We start from the raw sequence: 20,603 nt of genomic DNA on the forward strand, positions 1-20,603 counted from the left end.
CACCGGCGGCCGCTCCCGGCGCCCTAACGGCCCCCGGCCTCCGCCGTGCACACGAAGATCGCCGTCCCCGGGATCAGATGCCCCCGCAGCGGAGACCAGCCACCCCACTCCTGGGTGTTCCACCCCGGCCATTCCGGTTCGACGAGGTCCTCCAGCCGGAACCCGGCCGCCACCACGTCCCGCACCCGGTCGCCCAGCGTCCGGTGGTGTTCCACATAGACGGCCCGCCCGTCCTCGTCCTGCTCCACGTACGGCGTGCGGTCGAAGTAGGACGCCCCCACCGAGAGCCCCTCGGGCCCCGGCTCGTCCGGGAAGGCCCAGCGGATCGGGTGCGAGACGGAGAACACAAACCGGCCGCCCGGCCGCAGCACCCGCCGCACCTCGCGCAGCACCCGCACCGGATCCGCCACGAACGGCAGCGCCCCGTAGGCGGAACACGCGAGATCGAAACTGCCGTCGCGAAACGGCAGCGCTCCGGCGTCCGCCTCCACCAGCGCGGTCGCGTCCTCCGACACCCCGCCGGCGATCCGCAGCGCATGCTGCAACTGCCGGTGGGAGAGGTCCAGCGCCACGGGGAGCGCGCCCTGCGCCGCCAGCCAGCGGGAGCACTGCGCCGCGCCGGCCCCGATCTCCAGGACCCGCCGCCCCTTCAGCTCGGCGGCCGGCCCGAGCAGCGCGGCCTCCGCCTCGTCCAGCCCCTCGGGGCCCCAGACGAACCGGTCGTCCCCCAGGAACGCCCCGTGCTCGCTCTGGTACTCGTCGGCGTTGCTGTCCCACCAGCCCCGGCTGGCCCGGCTGCTCTCGGTGTCCGAGGCGTCACGGCGGGTCGCCTCCGGCTCGTGCTCTTGGTTCATGGCGCCCGTCGTCGTAGTGTTCGCTCTGCTTGTCGCTGCAGGGACTGTGAGGCCGTTCGACCTCGCGGAACATCGCGTGTGCCGGTTATGGGGCGTTCTGCCCCGGGTGTGCGCGTTCGCGCATTGACCGGGTCCGGCTGCCCCCGTATGCTACAAGTTGCGCTGCGGGCTTGCGCGCCTCAGACGGAGCAGGCCGCGCTCGCATCTGTATGTATGTCCCCTCGGTTTTGAGGCGTTTCGGGTCGCTTCCTGGATGCTCCGGCATCTGCGGGTGTCCGGCGAATACGGCTTTGACACTGTCCGGTCTTATGCAGAGGCGATAGAGGCTCTCGGCGTAGCAGTACCTACGACTTCAATGTCCGCACCGGAGCCTTTACCCACATGACGAGCAGCACCGAGACCACCGCCACCACCCCGCAGGTTGCGGTCAACGACATCGGTAACGAGGAAGCCTTCCTCGCCGCGATCGACGAGACGATCAAGTACTTCAACGACGGCGACATCGTCGACGGCGTCATCGTGAAGGTCGACCGGGACGAGGTCCTGCTCGACATCGGTTACAAGACCGAAGGTGTGATCCCGAGCCGCGAGCTCTCGATCAAGCACGACGTCGACCCCAACGAGGTCGTCGCCGTCGGTGACGAGATCGAGGCCCTCGTCCTCCAGAAGGAGGACAAGGAAGGCCGCCTGATCCTCTCGAAGAAGCGCGCCCAGTACGAGCGCGCCTGGGGCACCATCGAGAAGATCAAGGAAGAGGACGGGATCGTCACCGGTACCGTCATCGAGGTCGTCAAGGGTGGTCTCATCCTCGACATCGGCCTCCGTGGCTTCCTCCCGGCCTCCCTGGTCGAGATGCGCCGCGTCCGCGACCTCCAGCCCTACGTGGGCAAGGAGCTCGAGGCCAAGATCATCGAGCTGGACAAGAACCGCAACAACGTGGTCCTGTCCCGCCGTGCCTGGCTGGAGCAGACCCAGAGCGAGGTCCGCCAGACCTTCCTCACCACCCTCCAGAAGGGTCAGGTGCGCTCCGGCGTCGTCTCCTCCATCGTCAACTTCGGTGCCTTCGTGGACCTGGGCGGCGTCGACGGTCTCGTCCACGTCTCCGAGCTGTCCTGGAAGCACATCGACCACCCCTCCGAGGTCGTCGAGGTCGGCCAGGAGGTCACGGTCGAGGTCCTCGACGTCGACATGGACCGCGAGCGCGTGTCCCTGTCGCTCAAGGCGACCCAGGAAGACCCGTGGCAGCAGTTCGCCCGGACCCACCAGATCGGTCAGGTCGTCCCGGGTAAGGTCACCAAGCTCGTTCCCTTCGGTGCGTTCGTGCGCGTCGACGAGGGCATCGAGGGCCTGGTCCACATCTCCGAGCTGGCCGAGCGCCACGTCGAGATCCCGGAGCAGGTCGTCCAGGTCAACGACGAGATCTTCGTCAAGGTCATCGACATCGACCTCGAGCGCCGCCGCATCAGCCTCTCGCTGAAGCAGGCCAACGAGTCCTTCGGTGCCGACCCGTCGGCGGTCGAGTTCGACCCGACCCTGTACGGCATGGCCGCGTCCTACGACGACCAGGGCAACTACATCTACCCCGAGGGCTTCGACCCCGAGACCAACGACTGGCTCGAGGGCTACGAGACCCAGCGCGAGGCCTGGGAGAACCAGTACGCCGAGGCGCAGCAGCGCTTCGAGCAGCACCAGGCTCAGGTCATCAAGTCCCGCGAGGCCGACGAGCAGGCTGCGGCCGAGGGTGCTGCGGCGCCGGCGGCGCAGGGTGGCGGCCAGGCCGGCGGCGGCAACGCCGGTGGCGGCGGCGGCTCCTACTCCTCGGAGTCGGCGGACAACTCCGGCGCTCTGGCGTCGGACGAGGCCCTCGCCGCGCTCCGCGAGAAGCTGGCCGGCGGCCAGAGCTGAGCTCTTGCCGATAGGCACTAGCCGATAGACGAAGGCCCGTTCCCTCTTGGGGGAGCGGGCCTTCGTTGTGTTTGCGGTGTGTGTTCGGGGCTGCTGCGTCTTGGCTTCTGCGTCGGGTCTGGGGGTGGAGGGGGAGGGGGGTGTCGTGCTGTCGTGCTGTCGTGCTGTGGTGTGTGGAAGGGAGTGGAGGGAGGGGAGTGGTGGGTGAACTCTGTGCTTTTGGTGGGGAGTTCAGTGGCCGAAAGCGGAGTGCTTTGAAGGTGAGATGAGGGGGGCGGGGTAGGCGTGAGGTGCGGGTGCCGGCGTGTGGGACCCGGGCGGGTGGGGGAGTCCCGGTGTCGACGCCGGAGGGTTGGGGGCCCGGGCCGGTTTGTCGAGGCGTGAGCGGGCCGGGGCGGGTACGGGAGCCCGGCCGTCCGTGAGGGCGCAGGACCTCGCTACGGGGCATCGGGAATGCTTTTGCCTGATCATGCGTTGCCGCCCATGAGAACGAGGAGGAGCGGTCACTGTGTTGGATCCCCAGGGTTTGTACGAATGGGAGCCGAACGGGCTCGCGGAGGTGGAGGCCATCGCCTCCAGGGACTCCGCCGGACTGGTGCTGCTGTACCACTTCGACGGGTACATCGACGCCGGCGAGACCGGCGACCAGATCGTCGAACGGCTGCTGGACGGCCTGCCGCAACAGGTCGTCGCCCGTTTCGACCACGACCGCCTCGTCGACTACCGGGCCCGCCGCCCGCTGCTCACCTTCGAGCGCAACCGCTGGACCGCCTACGAGACCCCGCGCATCGAACTGCGGCTCGTACGGGACACCACCGATGCCCCCTTCCTCCTGCTGTCCGGCCCCGAACCGGACGTGGAGTGGGAACGTTTCGCGGGCGCGGTGAAGGACATCGTGGAGCGCCTGGGCGTGCGCCTCTCGGTCAACTTCCACGGTATCCCCATGGGCGTCCCGCACACCCGCCCCGTGGGCATCACCCCGCACGGCAACCGCACCGACCTGATGCCCGGTCACAGCGCCTTCTTCGACGAGGCACAGGTCCCCGGCAGCGCCGAGGCCCTGATCGAATTCCGGCTCGCCGAAGCCGGCCACGATGTGCTGGGCGTGGCGGCTCATGTGCCGCACTACATCGCCCGGTCCGCCTACCCGGACGCCGCGCTGACCGCGCTGGAGGCCGTGACGGCCGCGACGGGGCTGGTCCTGCCCGGCGCCGCACACTCGCTCCGCACGGAGGCTCTGCGCACGCAGGAGGAGATCGAGCGGCAGATCTCGGAGGGCGACGAGGAACTGGTGGCCCTGGTCAGCGGGCTGGAGCATCAGTACGACGCGGTGGCCGGTGCGGAGAGCCGGGGCAGCCTGGTGGCCGAGCCGGCCGAACTCCCCTCGGCCGACGAGATCGGCAGGGACTTCGAACGCTTCCTGGCGGAGCGGGAGGGCGAGGGCGGAGCGGCGGGGGCGTGAACCGGGCGTGGGCGTGACGGGGGAGGGGCTGGAGGGGGCGGGATCCGCTGGGTGCGTGGTGCGTGGTGCGTGGTGCGTGGTGCGTGGTGCGTGGTGTCTGGTGGCTGATCTGGCTGGTGCTTGAGTTGGCCTTCGTGCCCGGGGCCGGCTGGCGCCTCCTGCGCTACTGCCCGCCGGGCGGACCGTATAGCGTGAGCCCATGGTGAAGGTGGGGCTGACAGGCGGAATCGGCGCGGGCAAGAGTGAGGTCTCGCGACTACTGGCGTCGTACGGCGCGGTGATCGTCGACGCGGACAAGATCGCACGCGAGGTCGTCGAGCCGGGCACGCCCGGACTGGCGGCCGTGGTCGCAGAGTTCGGGGAAGGTGTCCTCACACCGGACGGCACGCTCGACCGGCCGAAGCTGGGCGGGATCGTCTTCGCCGACCCGCAGAAGCTCAAGGCACTGAATGCGATCGTGCATCCCCTGGTGGGGGCACGATCGGCCGAACTCGAAGCAGCGGCAGGCCCGGACGCGGTGGTCGTGCACGACGTCCCACTGCTGACCGAGAACGGCCTGGCGCCGCTGTACGACCTGGTGGTCGTGGTCGACGCCGCCCCGCAGACCCAGCTGGACCGCTTGGTGCGGCTGCGCGGAATGGCGGAGGACGAGGCCATCTCTCGGATGGCGGCCCAGGCGACCCGCGAACAGCGGCTGGCGGTCGCCGATCTCGTGATCGACAACGACGGACCGCTGAACGCGCTGGAACCGCAGGTCCGCGCGGTGTGGGAGCGGCTGCGGAGCTCCTGAACGCGGGACGGTACCCTCGCCGCCATGACTGCTCCTTCCGATCTCGACGCCCAGACGCCCGGCACCGCGACCGCCTCCGAGCCCTTGTCCGCCGCCGGCTCCGCCCCCGCCTCGTTCGTGGTCAACGTCCCCGCTCTCGCGGATGACGAACTCGAAGTGGAACCGCTGGACCCCGCCCAGATCGTCTCCGGCGAGCCCGTGGTGACGGGCAAGGTGCTGTGGGAGTCCCCCGACGGACGGCAGATCCGGGGCATCTGGCAGATCACCCCGGGAGTGGTCACCGACACCGAGGCCAACGAACTGTTCGTGGTCGTCAGCGGGCGCGCCACCATCGAGGTCGACGGCGGCCCGGTGCTCGAAGTGGGCCCCGGCGACGCCTGCGTCCTGCGCGAGGGCGACCGCACGCAGTGGACCGTTCACGAGACGTTGCGCAAGGCGTACCACATCAGCTTGTAGAGGGCAGCGGTACCGCGTTCAGCCTCTGGGCGAAGGGCGAAGGGCGAAGGGCGAAGGGCGAAGGGCGAAGGGCGAAGGGCGGGGGCGAGGGGCGAGCAGCGTCGGGGTGTGGGGCGGGTGCGAGGGCGCCGGGTACCGGGGCGCTGGCCTGCTGGTTCGGAGTGGGGCTCGGGTTTGCTCTGGTGCCTCCGCCTCCGGGGCCCCCGCCCCCCCCGCCCCCCGCCCCCCGCCCTCCCACCTCCCGACCTCCCCACCTCTTCCTCCTGCGGGCCCGTTCCGCGCCCCACCCCTCCTCGGCTGGACTCTCCATCCGGATAGCTCTGGCCTCACGTGCTGCCTGTCGGTCCGGTTGAGGCTGGGCCGGCCGGGGAATGCCGCGGCCGGGGGGATTGTTGTGCCCCAGGTAGCGCCGTACGGTCCGAGCTGACGCGCGTCCCGACGGCGACGGAGAGGAGCGGGCCGTGCCCGAGAGCAGCCCCGAGACGCATGTGATCGACTTCCGAGCTGCGGAGCAGCTGTTGGCGGCCCGTGACCCGCGGGGCGCGATCCAGTTGCTGGACTCGGTCATCACCGCGCACCCCGAGAACACAGCGGCCCGGCTGTTGCGCGCCCGCGCCTTCTTCCTCGCCGCCCAATTGCGTCCCGCGGAACTTGAGTTCCAGATCGTGCTGGAACGCGAACCGGACAATGCCTTCGCGCACTTCGCCCTCGGCCGCACCTTGGAGCGCGCCGATCGCTCCAAGGAGGCGCTGCGCCATTTCCGGCTGGCGGCCGCCCTGGAGCCGCGCCCGGAGTTCATCGAGGCAGCCCGTTTCGCACCCGAGGCGGGCAATAGCGCACCCGGTCAGGACCACGACGACCCGGACCGCGATCCGGAGTAGCCGCACCGAGACGGTTGGGGACGAACGCACCGCCCCCGCCGAGGCGTACCCGGTCAGTGGCAGCGCGGGACTGATGTCGGCGTTCTGGTGTTCCTCTGTTTCTGGGAGCCGCCTGGCTGGGATAGCCGGGCGGCTCAGGCCGCATACCTCGGCCCCAAGGCTTGGTCGTCACCAGGGCACTGGACTCCGGCCCCCCGATCCGGGCGCCTTCAAGGCCCAGCCGCGGTGGAGCCGAGCTGAAGCCGAACCGGACACTTCGCTATGGCCCGAGGGCGTCCATCTGACCTGGCCGCCTCAACCCGCTCCGCCTGCTGCTGGTGGGCCGCCGCTGCCACTCCGCGCCACCCCTACCGCCCGGCGCCCCCTATCGCCCGGTGTTCCGCCTACGACCGGCGGCGTTCCGTATGCCGAACGCGTCGTTGCGGCCCCGATCGGGCGCGTAAGGCGGTATGTCCTTGCCCGGTTGATAGTGCGGTCCCTGGCGGATGTGGCGGATCACCATGATCAGGTCCGCGGCCGCCACCGCGGCCAGCGCCGCACATGCTGCCGCCCATTCCGGCCGCCCGACATCGATGAAGGCCACGGCTCCGGCGATCGCCCACAGCAATCCCCACAGTGCCAACCCGCACCGTATTTTCAGCGGGCTGCGTGCCTGCAGGGGCTCATTTCCCGTACGCATCAGCACCCATCTCCCATCTCCAGGGTCCTCCCGATCGACCGGTCAGTCACCACTTTCCGGCGCCTCTTTTCGTCGGTTGCTCTCTGCTGTCCGACACCTGCTCTGCGGCATCCCCGTCGCCGGGGCGTGGGTCGCCGGCGGGGTGGACGTTGATCCAGGACAGCCCGCCGACGTCGAGCAGTGAGCGGGCGCGGGTCACCGCGACATAGGCCAGACGTGCTTCGTCGAGGTCGATCGGGCCCGGGAGCGGGGTGCCGTCCTCGCCGAGCTCGTCGAGATCATCGGGGCCCGTGAAGTCGTCCGCGATGCGTACGCTCGCCCACTCGCGGCCCTTGGCCCGGTGGGCCGTCGAGACGGTGACCTCGGCGGACTCCTCGGGGGAGAGCTGTTGGAGGGCGCGCAGCAGGGCCGGTGTGCCGTGCTCGTCGACCAGTTCCACCAGCGGCAGCAGATCCCGTCCGGCCGGGTCGAACTCCGCGTACTCGTGTAACTCGCCCCAGGTCTCGAAGAGCATCAGCTCGGGGTGTGCGGTGCGGCGGCCGGCCTCGAGGTCGTGCGCCGCACGGGCAAGGGCGCCGAGTGCCTCGCCGCCGCCTGCCAGTGCGACGCGGTGGCCCGCTGCCAGCTGCCGTATCACCTCCACCATCGCCCTCGCATTCGTCCGGCACAGGATTGCCTCCGGCGCGCGGACCTGGCGGACGTATGTCTTCAGGTCGGGCGCACCTGTGAGCCGGAGCGGCGCCTCGATGATCGTGAGCCAGCGGTTCGCCTCGGCGGCGAGCGCCGGTCCGAAGCGGAACGAGCGGGAGAGGCTGAGCTGTCTCCCGTCGAATCCCGTCATGACGTCCCGTGCGCCGCGCCAGCCGTAGATGGCCTGGGCGGAGTCCCCGACCATCACCAGCTGTGCGTGGTCGCGCTGGGCCGTGACGACCTGCTCCACCACCGGGTTGGTGTCCTGCGCCTCGTCCAGGAGCAGGAAGTCCGCAGGGATGACGGGCTCGCTCAGTGCCCACATCTTGAGGTAGTGGTCGTGCTCGAAGCGGACGACGCCGTGGTCTTCTCGCTGAAGATCGGCCCAGGCCTTGCGCGCGTAGGGGAGGACGAGTTCGGCGAGGAACGCGTGCAGCGGGGCCGGTTCGGCTCCGCGCAGGGGCGGGACATGGTGTGACGCCACCTCCGGGTCGGCCGACTGGCAGAAGCGGGTGACGGTGCGCAGCACCGTGTGCGAGAGGGCCTTGTTGGTGAGGGTGCGTTCCCCGAGGCGCACTCTCATGCCGTCGTCGATGCCCAGGGCCGCTCCGGTGCGCCAGCCTGCTTGCCGAGGTGAGTTCATGCGTGCCTGGAATCTTCTGCCCACGGCCGTGTAGGCGAGGGCGTGGGCGGTCCCGCAGGGCACCTTGGCGGGGAAGGAGCGGGCGGCATGGCGCGCGACCGCTCTGTTGAAGGCGATGTAGCGGCCCGATCGGCCCTGTCGTCGCGCGGTGCGGGCGAGCATGGCGAGGGTGGTGGTCTTTCCTGTCCCGGCGCCGGCCTGAATCACCAGATGTGCACCGGTTGAAAAAGCTTCTGTCGCGGCGGCTTGTTCGGTCGTGGGGGTGTTCATGGGGGCTCCTCACCGGCGTGGGCACGGGCATTGATGTCGAGATTGACCGATCACTGAGAGTGATGACGTCACTCACCGTAGCGGATTTGCGGCGGAGGGCAAGAGGGTTCGTGAGGCCTGTGGATAACTCCCCGCCGGTTCGCGACGGGCGGTGCGCGGCGGCCGGCGCGTAGGCGGGACACGCAGCGCACATCCCGCCGTCGAGTCGCGTTGTCAGTGGCATCTGCTTACCTCGTCAGCACGGCACGGCCCCGCGCGGGCCGCGGCGGGAGCCAGGTGAGGAATTCGCCTTCTCCTGCGCGGTCGGCGAGGCGATGCCGTGACCGAAGACCGACTGGTCTTCGTGTGCGTCCGGCACTCCGTGCGCGGCGCGCGAGGGCGGGCCGGGGCGCCGAGGGAGGGACGGAGGACACCGTGCGGACGACCGTAGACTCGCAGGTCGGGGATACAGCAGTAGGGCGGGCGCGGCAGCCTCGGGGAGCGCCGCGGTCGGAACGGAACGGGCGAGCGGTGAGGGATGGCATGACGAGGCGGCGGCAGGCGGCGGGGGAGACCCGGACGCCGGACGGCTCGCCCGTGACCTGGTCCGGGGGCGCGGGGGAGGCCGGCGGGACCGGCGCCGCCGCGGTCCGCTGCGCCGCGGTCTTCCTGCCCGCCCAGCCGCCGCGCGCCGGGAAGATCGCGCTCTGGCGGCCGGACGGCGGCCCGCTCCCGGAGGGCCTCGCCACAGGAATCGAGGCGTCGGGGCCGGAGCCGGACGGGGCCGCCGAGCCGGGGCAGCTGACCGTCGCCTGCCGCCACGGAAACGGCGCCCGCAGCCGCACCGTCCCCGCCGTGCTGCTCCCGCTGACCGAGGCCGTTCCGCTGCTGATCCGTGCCCGGCACGACCCGGACGCCCATCCGGCCGCCGCCTGCTGGGGAGCAGCCACCCTCCACGCGCTGCACCTCGCCGCCCGCGGCAGACTGCTCCCCGGACTGACCGCCGACGACACCGATGCCTGGCGCGCCGGCCCGCTCGACCCCGACGACATCGCGCACCTGCGGGCCATCGCCGCCGCCATGCCCGCCGAGGGCTGTCCCGTGCCCCTCCCCGGTAGCCGCCCACTACAGCTGCACGATCCGGCGGACCTGGTCCGGCGCTACGTGGACGCGGTCGTCGACACCCTGCCGCGCACCCCCGCCGCCGCACTGGTGGCCGGAGCCCCGTACGCCGCGACGACGCCCCAACACCTGCCCGCCGCACGGGACTGGGCCGCCGAAGCCGCGGCCGGCATCGACGCGGGGGTACGGCTCTCGCTGCGCCTCGACCTCTCCCCGCGCCGGCTCTTCGACCGGCAGGAGGAGAGCGAGGCGGGCGACGCCGAAGAGCGCAGTGCGGCCGCCGCCGTCTTGCAGGTGCACAGCCTGACCGACCCCACCCTGGTCGCCGATGCCCGGGACCTCTGGGAGGGCGAGGGGCCCGAGCACTTCGGGGCGCGCTCCCGCGTCGACACCCTTCTCGCGCTGCGCCGCGCCACCCGGGTCTGGGCCCCGCTCGGCCGTCTCCTGGACCGTCCGGTGCCCGATGTGCTGCCGCTGGGCGAGGACGAGTTGTACGAGCTGCTGGGCGCGGCCGCGCCGCGTCTGACCGCCGCCGGAGTGGATGTCCACTGGCCCAGGGAGATGGTCCGCGGCCTGACCTCGGCGGCGGTGCTGCGCCCGGCGCCCGGTTCGGCCGCGGACGGCTTCGGCTTCTTCGACACCCGCGAACTGCTGGAGTTCCGCTGGCAGGTGGCGATGGACGGGGTGCCGCTGACCGAGGCGGAAATGGACACCCTCGCCGAGGCGCACCGCCCCGTCGTCCGATTGCGCGACCGGTGGGTCCTGGTCGACCCCGGTCACGTCCGCAAGGCCCGCAAGCGCGAACTGGGCTACCTGGAGCCGGCCGACGCCCTCGCCGCGACGCTCCACGGCACCACGGAGGTGGACGGCGAGGAGGTCGAGGTGGTGCCGCAGGGCGCACTCGCCGCACTGCGCGGCCGCCTCACCACCGAAGCGCGCCCCCTGCCCCAGCCGCCCGGACTGCGCGCCACCCTGCGCGACTACCAACTACGGGGCACGGCCTGGCTCGACACCATGACCTCGCTCGGCCTGGGCGGCTGCCTCGCCGACGACATGGGCCTGGGCAAGACCATCACCGTCATCGCGCTCCATCTGCACCGCCGGCCCCGTACGCCGGTCCTCGTCGTCTGCCCGACCTCCCTCCTCGGCAACTGGCAGCGCGAGATCGAGCGCTTCGCCCCCGGCACACCCGTACGCCGCTTCCACGGACCCGGCCGCAGCCTCGACGGCCTGGACAGCGGCTTCGTGCTGACGACCTACGGGACGATGCGCAGCAGCGCACCCCAACTGGCCGACCGGCCCTGGGCATGGGTCGTCGCCGACGAGGCCCAGCACGTGAAGAACCCGCGCTCCTCGACCGCCAAGGCGCTGCGCAGCATCAAGGCGCCCGCCCGGATCGCCCTCACCGGCACGCCCGTGGAGAACAACCTCTCGGAGTTGTGGGCGCTCCTCGACTGGACCACCCCCGGGCTCCTCGGGTCCCTCAAGACCTTCCGTGCACTGCACGCCCGTGAGGTCGAGGGCGGCGAGGACCCGGCGGCGGCCGAGCGGCTGGCCCGGCTGGTGCGCCCGTTCATCCTGCGCCGCAAGAAGTCCGACCCCGGCATCGCCCCCGAACTCCCGCCCAAGACGGAGACGGACCACCCGGTGGCACTGGGGCGCGAACAGGCCGCCCTCTACCAGGCCGTCGTCCGCGAGACCCTCTCCCACATCGAGGCCGCCGAGGGCATGGCCCGCCGCGGCCTCGTCATGAAGCTGCTCACCGCCCTCAAACAGATCTGCAACCACCCCGCGCAGTACCTCAAGGAGACCACCCCCGGCGTCGTCGCCCGCTCCGGGAAGCTCGAACTCCTCGACGAACTCCTCGACACCATCCTCGCCGAGGGCGGCGCCACCCTGATCTTCACCCAGTACGTGGGCATGGCCCGTCTGCTGGAGGCACATCTGACCCGGCGCGGCATCCCCGTACAGCTGCTGCACGGCGGCACCCCGGTCGCCGAACGGGAGAAGATGGTCGACCGCTTCCAGTCCGGCCACGTCCCCGTGTTCCTGCTGTCGCTCAAGGCGGCAGGCACCGGCCTGAACCTGACCCGTGCCGGCCATGTGATCCACTACGACCGCTGGTGGAACCCCGCCGTTGAGGAGCAGGCCACCGACCGCGCCTACCGCATCGGCCAGACCCAGCCCGTCCAGGTCCACCGGCTGATCGCCGAGGGCACCGTCGAGGACAACATCGCCCAACTCCTCGGCGCCAAGAGGGCGCTCGCCGACGCGGTGCTGACCGGCGGCGAGACCGCGCTGACCGAACTGTCCGACGCCGACCTCGCCGACCTCGTCTCCCTCCGGAGGCCCGGATGACCCCACGATCCACCTCCGGGCGCGCCGCCGCAGCGGACCGGCTGGCCCGCGCGGACCGCTCCCGCACCTTCCCGCCCCTGCCGACCCGCAGCGGTGCCCGGGGACTGTTCGCCGAATCCTGGTGGGGCAGCGCCTGGCTGGACGCACTGGAGACCACCGCCCTCGACAGCGCCCGGCTCGCCCGCGGCCGGACCTACGCCCGTGACGGCCATGTCGACACCATCAACGTCACCCCCGGCCGGATCGTCGCCACCGTCCGCGGCAGCCGCCCCCGTCCCTACAGCGCCGAAATCCGCCTCCGGACCCTCACCGACCAGGAGTGGGACGGCCTCCTGGACGCCATCGCCGCCGACCCCGACCGGCTCACCGCCCTACTGGCCAAAACGCTTCCGCCCGCACTGGCCGACAGCGAGGTACGCCTCCTTCCGGGGCCGGGCGACCTCGTCCCCCGGTGCTCGTGCCCCGACCACGGCCGCCCCTGCAAGCACGCGGCCGCGCTCTGCTTCCAGGTGGCCCGGCTCCTCGACGCCGACCCGTTCGTGTTGCTGCTGATGCGCGGCCGCGGCGAACGCGAACTCCTCGACGCCCTTTCCCTCCGCAACACCGCCCTCACCGCCCGGGAGACCCGAGAGACCCGAGAGGTCCGGCACCATGCCCTCACTGACGGTCGGACGGCCGCGTACCGGCGCGGGTCCGGCCCCGGAACCGGTCCTGGGTCCGGGCGCGGGGGAGAGCCGCCCGCCGCCCGCAGTGCCCATGGCTCCCCGACGGCCACCGGCGACGCCCCGGGGGAGCAACCGGCGGCGGCCGAGGTCTCGTCGCGCGGCATCCCTGCCCGGGCGGCCCTCGCCGACCGCCCCCGGCCGCCGCTTCCGCCACCTCTGCCGGTGCCCCCGCAGCCCGGCCGCCCGCCGGCCCTCCCGGACGGCGACGGACTCCCCTTCGACCCCGCCACCCTCGAATTCCTGGCCGCCGACGCCGCCGCCCGCGCCCACGCCTGCGTCTCCGCCGCCACCCCGGGCCCCGGCGCGGGGCGAACGGCCCTCCACAGCCCGTTCCCGGACCTGCCCGCCTGGGAGGACGCCATCCGGCTCACCGCCACCGCCCACCCCACCGCCGGCCTGACCGCCACCACCCGTGCCCTCTACCGCGATCTCGCCGAGGCGACCGGCCGAACGCCCACGGACGTGGCCCGTGCCGTCGCCGCCTGGCGGCAGGGCGGCCCCGAAGGCCTCGCCCTCCTCGACACCCCCTGGAACCCCCCGGCCGGCGACTTCGACCGGGCCCGCAGCGCCCTCCTCGCCGCGGACCTCCCGTCCCTGCGCCCGCGCCACAACCACCTCACCGACCCGGACCGCGGCATCCAGCTCCGCTACGGCCACGACCACCGCTGGTACCCCTACGAATCCGAACCCGGCGCCGACGACTGGTGGCCCGCCGGCCCCGCGGACCCCGACCCCGTGGGCGCCCTCACCACCCTGGTCGCGCGATGACTAACCTCAACGGCGTGGAAGGTCTCGACGCACTCACCCGATCCCTCGCCCGGCGCACCCCCGAGCAGCTCGCCGCGCTCCTCGCCCGCCACGCCGAGCCGCTCGCCCGCCGCCCCGCACCCACCGAACTCCGCGGCCTGGCAAGCACCTTGTGGTCGTACGAAACCCTCCACCAACTGGTGGTGCACCTCGACCACCCCCGGCTGACGGTGCTCGCCACCGCCGCCCGCCTCAGCCAGGAGCGCACCGGACAGGCCGCCCCCGGGCCCGCCGCCCCCGCGCCGGGCGCCGACTACCAGTCCCTGATGGCACACCGGCTGTCCTTCGCGCATCTGGCCGGCGAACCCGTCCCGGCCCAGGACGTGTTCGCCGCCCTCGGCGCCCCCTCGCCCGGCCCCACCCGCACCGCCGCCGAGAACGCCCTGCACGCCCTCTGCGACGATGGACTCGCCGCACCCGCCGACGACGGCACGATCGTCGTCCCGCCGCGCGCCCCCCAACTCCTCGCCGCCCACGACCTCGGCCCGTTCCTCGCGGACGCCCCACGGCCCGCCCCGGACGCCACTTCGGAAGAGCCCACCGCAACCGTTCCGCCGACCTCGCCGCACGACGAATCCCAGGCCGCCGTGGCGTCCCTCGACGCGACGGTGGAGCGGCTGCTGGCCTCTCTGGCGACGCAGCCCGCCGCCCTGCGCAAGTCGGGCGGGCTGACCGTCCGGGAGATCAAACGGCTCGCCAAGGCGGCCGGTGCCGGCGAACCGCACACCCGCCTCCTCCTCGACCTCACCCTCGCCGCCGGACTCATCGCCCTCACCCGTACACCGTCCGGCATCACCGCCCTGCCCACCGGCGCCTACGACGACTGGCTCACCCGGCCGCCCGGAGCCCGCCTCGCCCCCGTCCTGGCCGCCTGGTCCGACCTGTGGGACATCCCCACCCATACCCCGTTCGGCGAGACCCCCACCGCACTCGTCCGCGGGCACGACCGGCACGCACCCGCCTTCCGGCACGCCCTCCTCGCCGCATTGGCCACCGTCCCCCTCGGCGCCGGAATCCCGCTCCCTCCGCTGCCGCTCACCGAGCCCCCGCAGCACGGGCCGGACCACCGCAGCCCGTTGACCGACCTTCTCCGGGCGGCCGACTGGCACCGGCCCCTCGCCGTCACCCGCCAGCCGATGGCCGAGGAACGCGCCGCTCACACCCTCCACGAGGCCGTCTACCTGGGCCTGGCCGCCCACGGCACCCTCACCCCCCTCGGCCGGGCGCTGCTCACCGACCCGCAGTCACTCGGCGAACCGCTCGCCGCACTGCTGCCCCAGCTCCTCGAACAGGCCCATTTCCAGGCCGATCTGACCGCCGTGGTACCCGGCCGCCCCTCCACCGCGCTCACCGGACTCCTCGCCTCCGCGGCCGACCGCGAATCCGAGGGCCACGCCGTGACCTGGCGCTTCACCCCGCAGTCCGTACGCCACGCGCTGGACTCCGGTCACACCGCCACCACGCTCCTCGAAGACCTCACCCGTGCCTCGGTCACCGGCACCCTGCCGCAGCCGCTCGTGTACCTCGTCCAGGACGCTGCCCGGGCCCACGGCCGGATGCGGGTGCTGCCCGCCGCCTGCTGCATCCGCTCCGACGACGAAACCCTCCTCAAGGAACTCGCCGCGCACCGCGCGCTGCGCCCCCTCGGCCTGCGCGAGATCGCCCCGACCGTCCTGGTCAGCGCCCGGCCCCCGGCCGCCACCCTGGACGCGCTGCGCGCCGCGGGCTACGCACCCGCCCTGGAATCCGACACCGGCGCCACCACCGTCGAACGCCTCCCCGCACACCGCACCACGGCCCACGCCCCCGTCCGCAACCCCCACGCCCCGCTCGCCCTCGCCCACCGCCTCCTGGGACTCCCCACGGAACACCGGGAGACGGGACCCCGGGAGACGGAACCCGAGGATCCGGGGGACCGGAAGCCGGAAGCCTGCGAACCGTAATGCCCGGCGACGGACGAGGCGGCCCCGCGGCCCCAGGCCCAGCCGTACTGGGCCTCAGCCGCCCGGCCTCAGCCGCCCGGCCTCAGCCGCCCCCAACTCGGCCCTTCCCGGCCTCAGTCGTCGGTCGGCTTCCGTCTGCTCGCCCCGCCGATACGCCGCAGCGCTGTCGGTGTGAAGCCGAGTCGGCGCGGGAGGCGTCCGGGGTCGGGCACGGAACCGGAGGGGCGGGGCGCCGCCGAGAGGGCTGCGGACGGTAGCGCCGGGAGCGGGGAAGCGGCCCCGGTCGAGGCCGGCGAGCGGGAGCCGGCAGCCGGCGAGGGGTCCGGCGCCGCTGCCAGGGGCTCCGCCGCCGGGTTCGGTGCCGTCTGCCGGGCCGGGAGAGCGCCGGCCGACGGACGGCGCCGTGCCGTGCCGCGGAGCAGGTCGAGCGCCGCGGAGGGCCGCAGGAACGGGGCGGCGGGAGCGGTGGGCGTGACGACATCGATGTACGTACGGCGCACGGCGGTCCGGCCCGGAGCGGGAAAAGGGAGCGCCTCGCCGGTGGCCAGGGCCCACGGTTCCTGGACGAGGCGCCCGACGGCCCGCTGCGTCCTGACGGCGAGCGCCGGATCGTCCATCCCATGGCGGCGCAGCGCCCGGCGCAGCGCGGTGGCGCCATGGGCGGCCAGCGACAAGCCCTGACCGCGGTCGGCGGCGAGCGAGACCACGGCGCCACCGAGGGCGACGAAGCCCGTGGGCCACGACGTCAGTTGTTCGTAGCGCCGCCGGCGGTCGGCCGTGTCGCGGGTCAGCCGCACCTCGCTCAGCGGCTCGGCATCCGCGATGAGGTCGCCGATGAGGGAGCCGCAGCTGCGGGCGAACGGCACGAAGCGGCCCGCGTGTTCGGACGGGCGGTCGTCGCCGGTACCGGTGAGCGTCACCAGCCAGCGGCCGCCCTCGACCGGGACCAGCGTCGCCGTCCTCCCGGGCAGCGCGCGCCGGGGCGCGAACGGACCGGGATCCGGCTGGACGAGCGGGGAACGGGCGGTGAGCACCGGGCAGTTCTCCGTGCCCTCCGGGGCGCGGAAGATGCGGGTCGCCGAGACGATCCCGGCGTCCGAGACGTCCTCATGGACGGTGGGCAGGCCCAGCGCGGCCAGCCGGAACGGGGTGCTGGAATGACGGCCCGTGGCGTCGATGACCAGGTCGGCGTCGAGGCGGTACGTTTCGCCACCGGTGGTGTCCCGCACCCGTACGCCGGTGACGTGTTCCGAGGTGCCGGTCAGTTCGTGCGCTTCGGTGCCGTCCAGGACGCTCACCCCGGGCAGGTCGGGTACCTGACGGCGGACGGCCCGGTCGAGCAGATCACGCGAGCAGGCGAGCAGATACTGCGCATGCGGCCGCCGGCCTAACCGGTTCACCGGGCCACGGCCGGCGATTCCGGCCGGCACCGGCATCCGGCGGGCCCCCTCGGCCAGCCAGTGGTCGATGCTGCCGGGCAGCACCGCCTCGACCAGCCTGGCGCCGTCCCCCGTCAGCAGCTGCGCATGCCGGGCCCGCGGCAGGTCCGTGGGCAGGGCAGGGGTGCGCGGCAGCCGCTCGCGCTCGACGACGATGACATCGGCGTGACGGGAGAGGGTGGCGGCGGCGAGCATGCCCGTGAAGCCGCCACCGAGCACCACGGCGAGGTAGGGGTGGGTGAACTGGAGCCCGCTGCTGCCGGCAGCGCTCGACGCGTTCATGGGCAGTCCCTTTCTCGGCGGCGGAGCACGGTTCCCCGGCCGGCGCGCGACACCTCCAGGAACGGCGGTGCCGCATACGGACGGGAACGCCGGCGTGCGGCGGCGACAACGGCGTCGGTGACGGCCGTGAAGGAGGCCGCCAGCGAGAACGGCAGGGACGCGGACGCGGTCCGCAGGAGGCGCAGCGGCGCCGGCAGAAGTGGCAGTGCGCGTTGTGGGTCCCGGCAGGCCGACGCGAACGCCGGCCTGCCGCCCCCCGATTTCCCCATCATGATTCCCCCTCAGGCCGTGCCAGCCTTGCCCCGCGCACGGCCACCCCCTCCACCACCTGCCCGTGTCACCGGGTGGGGCGGCCGAACACAACTGCCTCGAAAAGCGCGCTCGGCCCCGGGGGACGCAGCCGTCACATCTGGTCAACGGCGGACACTCTTCCGGATCGTAGGCTGCGGCGATCACATCCGACAGCCGGGTGTGAACGAGAGGCGCGTGGCAGCCACCCGGGGAGTACCGAGGGGTAGACCCGATGCAAACCGGCGCAATGGGCGGAAAACGCTGCGGTGCTTTCTCGCGTCGTGAGAAAGCAGGGCGAAAAATTTCACCAGGAGGAGAGCGGGGGTGGCGGAAGCCTCTCATGGTTGGCGCGAAATGATCGGATGAACGCGGGTATCCGACCGGCCTGCCTACCCTGTGCGGGCACCGCAGTGGAGAACCCGAGGGAGAGTCGTGCGCGCGATTGTGATGCGAGAGTTCGGCGGCCCGGACGTGCTGCGGCTCGAGGACGTGCCCGAACCCGCGCCCCGCGGCGGCCACTCGCTGGTCGAGGTCGCCCTGGCCGGCGTCAACTACGCGGACGTGCACGTACGGGAGGACTCCTACCTCGCCCCCGTCGAGCTGCCGTACATTCCCGGCAACGAGGTCGTGGGGACCGTGGACGGCACCCGGCGCGTCGTCGGGCTGTGCCGCGGCGGCGGCTACGCGGAGCGGGCGCTGCTGCACCGCCGGGTCACCTGGGACGTGCCCGACGCCGTCAGCGACGAACAGGCCGTCGCCCTGGCGCTGCAGGGCAACAGCGCCTGGCATCTGCTCTTCACCTCGCTGCGCCTCACCCGGGGCGAGACCGTCGTCGTACCGGCCGCGGCGGGCGGTGTCGGGTCGCTGGCGGTCCAGCTCGCCGCGCACGCCGGGGCCAGGGTCATCGGGCTCGCGGGCTCCCCGGAAAAGCGCGAACTGGCCGAGAAGTTGGGTGCCCACGCGGTGGTCGACTCGACCGCCGAGGACCTGACCGAACGCATCCTGGACGCGGCCGGCGGACCGGTCGCGGCAGCCCTGGAGATGACCGGCGGAGCCACCTTCGAGCGGACCCTCGCCGCCGTCGCGCCGCGCGGCCGGCTGGCCGTGTACGGGTTCGCGGGCGGCGAGCTGGCGAGCGTGCCGACCCGGGAGCTGATGCAGCGGAGCATCACCGTCTCGGGCTTCTGGCTGCCGCAGCTCTACGCGGACCGCACGGCACTGCAGACGTCCATGCGGGCCCTGTTCGACGCGGTGATCGACGGCAGTCTCACGCCGCTCACCGGCGCCGTCCACGGGCTGGGTGAGGCGGCGCGGGCGCACCACGCGCTGGCCGCCCGCACCCCGACCGGGAAACTGGCGCTCGACGTCGCCCGATAATTCCGGTAGCCCGCGCCGCCCGACGGGCAGAACGGCTGCGGGAGCCGGGGCCGGGGCCGGCCGTCGGCGACCACGGGCGACGGGGGGACCGGCTCGCGCCGTACACGCCGCGCGCCTTCGGGCGCGGACCATTGCCAGGGGAGAGAGCACACCATGGGCCAACGCACCACCGCCTCGGGACCGTCGGCCTCGGCCACCGCACCCGACCCCGCCTCGGACGCCACTACAGCGGCGCCGGGGACCGCGGGCCAGGCCGAGAAGCCGCGCCAGGTACCCAAGAACGCGTCGTCCACGGCTTCCCGGACGTCGGGATCCGGCCATGCCGAGCGGGTCTTCCTCGTGCAGACGGCGTTCGCCGAACTCGGCGGCTCCGCGCACGGGCCCGGTGAGATCGCCGAGTTCACCGGCCTGGACGACTCCGTCGTCTACCGCATCCTGCAGTCCGGCATCTACCAGCGGATCTTCGAGCGGGTGGACCGCGGCCTCTACCGGCTGCGGACCTCGGCCGCCCAGCTCGCCTTCACCGCGCTCGACCACCGGCTCGACGGCGCCCAGACCGTGCTGCGCGACCTGCGCGAGGCCACCGACGGGGGGCTGGTGTTCCTTTACATGGTGGCGCCCTTCTCCGGCGCGCAGCGTCAGTGCGTCGACATGGCCGTCGGCGACTCCGATCTCGCGGAGCTGGGAATGACGCCGCGCGATGTGCTGTCCGTGACGCGCTCCCTGCGCACCGGGGCCTCCGGGCGGACGATCCTCGCCTACCTGCCGGAGGTGCTCCAGCAGCGGGTGCTGGCCGAGCCCGTGCCCGACCAGGCCGGACCGGGCGTCTACCGGGACAACGGCGCGCTGGTCGCGTCGCTCGCGGAGGTCCGCGACCTCGGCCACGCCCTGGGGTACGAGGAGTGCATGGCCGGCTGGAACTCCTGCGCGGCGCCCATCATGTGGGACGGATCCATCATGGGAGCGGTGCTGCTCCTCAAGCTCAAGTCCGTCATGCCGGTGGCCCCCGACGGCGTCATCGAGGCGACGAAGGAGGCGGCGGCCGTCCTCAGCCGCCACGGAGCCGCCCGGCCGTCCGCGGACCAGGCCTGAAGCACGGGGCCGGGCCGCCGGCCCGCCCATGAACCCGTTCGCCTCGATCACGCGGCGGCCGCCGCCCGAGGACGGACCGATGGCACCCAGGGAGGTCCGATGGAACCGGAGTTGGCGGCGCTCGCCACGGCGGGGGCGACGGCGCTGGTGCAGCAGATGGCGACCGACGGCTGGGCGGCGGCCCGCCGCGGAATGGCCGCCTTCCTCGCCCGGCACCGGGGCACGAACGACGAGGAGGCCCTCGCCGGCGAGCTGGAGGCCTCGCGCGCCGACCTGGCGGCGGCCCGGGAGGAAGGCGACGAGGACGGGGCGGCCGGGGTCGCCGCGGCCTGGCGGCTGCGGCTGCGAAGGCTGCTGAGCGAGGATCCGGCCGCGGCGGCCGAACTGCGCGCGCTGCTCGACGAGGTGGCTCCCGAGCAGGAGCGCGCAACCGTGGGGGAGGTGCACAACACCGTCAGCGGCGGGGTGCAGCACGGTCCGGTGATCCAGGCCGGTGTGATCTCCCGCCTCGACTTCACCACCGGGCCGAACCCGCCGCTGCCGGGCTGACACGGGGCG

Annotated in this window: 15 protein-coding genes; 11 read left to right on the forward strand and 4 right to left on the reverse strand. The window is 73.0% G+C overall.

Annotated elements, in window-relative coordinates; genetic code table 11:
• Positions 1-23: 23 nt before the first annotated feature.
• Positions 24-854 carry a class I SAM-dependent methyltransferase gene (locus IEY78_RS18615; RefSeq protein WP_189099688.1) on the reverse strand — a complete coding sequence of 277 codons (831 nt, stop codon included), beginning with the start codon at positions 852-854 and terminating at the stop codon, positions 24-26.
• A 381-nt stretch (positions 855-1,235) separates the two neighbouring features.
• Between IEY78_RS18615 and rpsA the strand changes: the two genes are divergently transcribed.
• The 5 genes from rpsA to IEY78_RS18640 all read left to right on the forward strand — a co-directional run bounded on the left by rpsA (position 1,236) and on the right by IEY78_RS18640 (position 6,348).
• Positions 1,236-2,759, forward strand: a complete 1,524-nt coding sequence (gene rpsA / locus IEY78_RS18620; RefSeq protein ID WP_159480333.1) for a 30S ribosomal protein S1 — start codon at positions 1,236-1,238, stop codon at positions 2,757-2,759.
• A 508-nt stretch (positions 2,760-3,267) separates the two neighbouring features.
• Positions 3,268-4,221, forward strand: coding sequence for a PAC2 family protein (locus IEY78_RS18625; protein ID WP_189099690.1), 954 nt, complete (start codon positions 3,268-3,270; stop codon positions 4,219-4,221).
• A 199-nt stretch (positions 4,222-4,420) separates the two neighbouring features.
• The gene (gene coaE, locus IEY78_RS18630; protein WP_189099692.1) at positions 4,421-5,011 is read left to right on the forward strand and encodes a dephospho-CoA kinase; all 591 of its coding nucleotides are present in this window, start codon (positions 4,421-4,423) and stop codon (positions 5,009-5,011) included.
• A 24-nt stretch (positions 5,012-5,035) separates the two neighbouring features.
• Positions 5,036-5,467: a cupin domain-containing protein gene (locus tag IEY78_RS18635; protein WP_229700038.1), complete on the forward strand. Its 432-nt coding sequence runs from the start codon at positions 5,036-5,038 to the stop codon at positions 5,465-5,467.
• A 461-nt stretch (positions 5,468-5,928) separates the two neighbouring features.
• Complete coding sequence (locus tag IEY78_RS18640; RefSeq protein WP_189099713.1) at positions 5,929-6,348, forward strand: tetratricopeptide repeat protein; 420 nt, start codon at positions 5,929-5,931, stop codon at positions 6,346-6,348.
• Between the two features lie 364 nt (positions 6,349-6,712).
• Here the strand turns inward: IEY78_RS18640 and IEY78_RS18645 are convergent, their stop codons facing one another.
• Together IEY78_RS18645 and IEY78_RS18650 are read right to left on the reverse strand one after the other, a co-directional pair.
• On the reverse strand, positions 6,713-7,027 hold the full coding sequence (locus IEY78_RS18645) for a DUF6343 family protein (protein WP_189099837.1): 315 nt from the start codon (positions 7,025-7,027) through the stop codon (positions 6,713-6,715).
• Between the two features lie 46 nt (positions 7,028-7,073).
• Positions 7,074-8,630 carry a UvrD-helicase domain-containing protein gene (locus tag IEY78_RS18650; RefSeq protein ID WP_229700039.1) on the reverse strand — a complete coding sequence of 519 codons (1,557 nt, stop codon included), beginning with the start codon at positions 8,628-8,630 and terminating at the stop codon, positions 7,074-7,076.
• Positions 8,631-9,152: 522 nt separating this feature from the next.
• Between IEY78_RS18650 and IEY78_RS18655 the strand changes: the two genes are divergently transcribed.
• Genes IEY78_RS18655 through IEY78_RS18665 form a run of 3 tightly spaced genes read left to right on the forward strand, consistent with a single transcriptional unit; the run spans position 9,153 to position 15,564 of the window.
• On the forward strand, positions 9,153-12,089 hold the full coding sequence (locus IEY78_RS18655) for an SCO1167/SCO6262 family helicase (protein WP_189099715.1): 2,937 nt from the start codon (positions 9,153-9,155) through the stop codon (positions 12,087-12,089).
• The gene (locus IEY78_RS18660) at positions 12,086-13,582 is read left to right on the forward strand and encodes an SWIM zinc finger family protein (RefSeq protein WP_189099717.1); all 1,497 of its coding nucleotides are present in this window, start codon (positions 12,086-12,088) and stop codon (positions 13,580-13,582) included. Before IEY78_RS18655 ends, IEY78_RS18660 begins: the two co-directional genes overlap by 4 nt.
• Before the next feature lie 14 nt (positions 13,583-13,596).
• Positions 13,597-15,564: a helicase-associated domain-containing protein gene (locus tag IEY78_RS18665; RefSeq protein WP_189099719.1), complete on the forward strand. Its 1,968-nt coding sequence runs from the start codon at positions 13,597-13,599 to the stop codon at positions 15,562-15,564.
• Positions 15,565-15,677: 113 nt separating this feature from the next.
• Here IEY78_RS18665 and IEY78_RS18670 read toward each other — a convergent pair whose 3' ends face one another.
• Entirely contained in the window at positions 15,678-17,285 is a 1,608-nt protein-coding gene (locus IEY78_RS18670) for an FAD-dependent oxidoreductase (protein ID WP_189099721.1), read from the reverse strand.
• Positions 17,286-18,008: 723 nt separating this feature from the next.
• On the opposite strand from IEY78_RS18670, the gene IEY78_RS18675 reads away from it, so the two are divergent.
• The 3 genes from IEY78_RS18675 (at position 18,009) to IEY78_RS18685 (ending at position 20,594) form a co-directional block, all read left to right on the forward strand.
• A complete protein-coding gene (locus IEY78_RS18675) occupies positions 18,009-18,953 on the forward strand; it encodes a quinone oxidoreductase family protein (protein ID WP_189099723.1) in 945 nt (314 codons plus the stop codon).
• A gap of 153 nt (positions 18,954-19,106) precedes the next feature.
• A complete protein-coding gene (locus IEY78_RS18680; RefSeq protein ID WP_189099725.1) occupies positions 19,107-20,045 on the forward strand; it encodes an IclR family transcriptional regulator domain-containing protein in 939 nt (312 codons plus the stop codon).
• 99 nt (positions 20,046-20,144) lie between these two features.
• Positions 20,145-20,594 (forward strand): hypothetical protein, encoded by a 450-nt coding sequence (locus IEY78_RS18685; protein WP_189099727.1) that lies wholly within the window; start codon positions 20,145-20,147, stop codon positions 20,592-20,594.
• The last annotated feature ends 9 nt before the right edge of the window (positions 20,595-20,603 follow it).

This window comes from Streptomyces kronopolitis (genome assembly GCF_014646275.1).
Lineage (GTDB): Bacteria > Actinomycetota > Actinomycetes > Streptomycetales > Streptomycetaceae > Streptomyces > Streptomyces kronopolitis.

Bases quoted from the DNA above. Each gene is read 5' to 3' on its own strand.
- IEY78_RS18655 (WP_189099715.1), top strand. From the start codon at position 9,153: ATGACGAGGCGGCGGCAGGCGGCGGGGGAGACCCGGACGCCGGACGGC.
- IEY78_RS18660 (WP_189099717.1), top strand. From the start codon at position 12,086: ATGACCCCACGATCCACCTCCGGGCGCGCCGCCGCAGCGGACCGGCTG.
- IEY78_RS18635 (WP_229700038.1), top strand. From the start codon at position 5,036: ATGACTGCTCCTTCCGATCTCGACGCCCAGACGCCCGGCACCGCGACC.
- coaE (WP_189099692.1), top strand. From the start codon at position 4,421: ATGGTGAAGGTGGGGCTGACAGGCGGAATCGGCGCGGGCAAGAGTGAG.
- IEY78_RS18680 (WP_189099725.1), top strand. From the start codon at position 19,107: ATGGGCCAACGCACCACCGCCTCGGGACCGTCGGCCTCGGCCACCGCA.
- IEY78_RS18685 (WP_189099727.1), top strand. From the start codon at position 20,145: ATGGAACCGGAGTTGGCGGCGCTCGCCACGGCGGGGGCGACGGCGCTG.
- IEY78_RS18650 (WP_229700039.1), bottom strand. From the start codon at position 8,630: ATGAACACCCCCACGACCGAACAAGCCGCCGCGACAGAAGCTTTTTCA.
- IEY78_RS18615 (WP_189099688.1), bottom strand. From the start codon at position 854: ATGAACCAAGAGCACGAGCCGGAGGCGACCCGCCGTGACGCCTCGGAC.
- IEY78_RS18645 (WP_189099837.1), bottom strand. From the start codon at position 7,027: ATGCGTACGGGAAATGAGCCCCTGCAGGCACGCAGCCCGCTGAAAATA.
- IEY78_RS18670 (WP_189099721.1), bottom strand. From the start codon at position 17,285: ATGAACGCGTCGAGCGCTGCCGGCAGCAGCGGGCTCCAGTTCACCCAC.
- rpsA (WP_159480333.1), top strand. From the start codon at position 1,236: ATGACGAGCAGCACCGAGACCACCGCCACCACCCCGCAGGTTGCGGTC.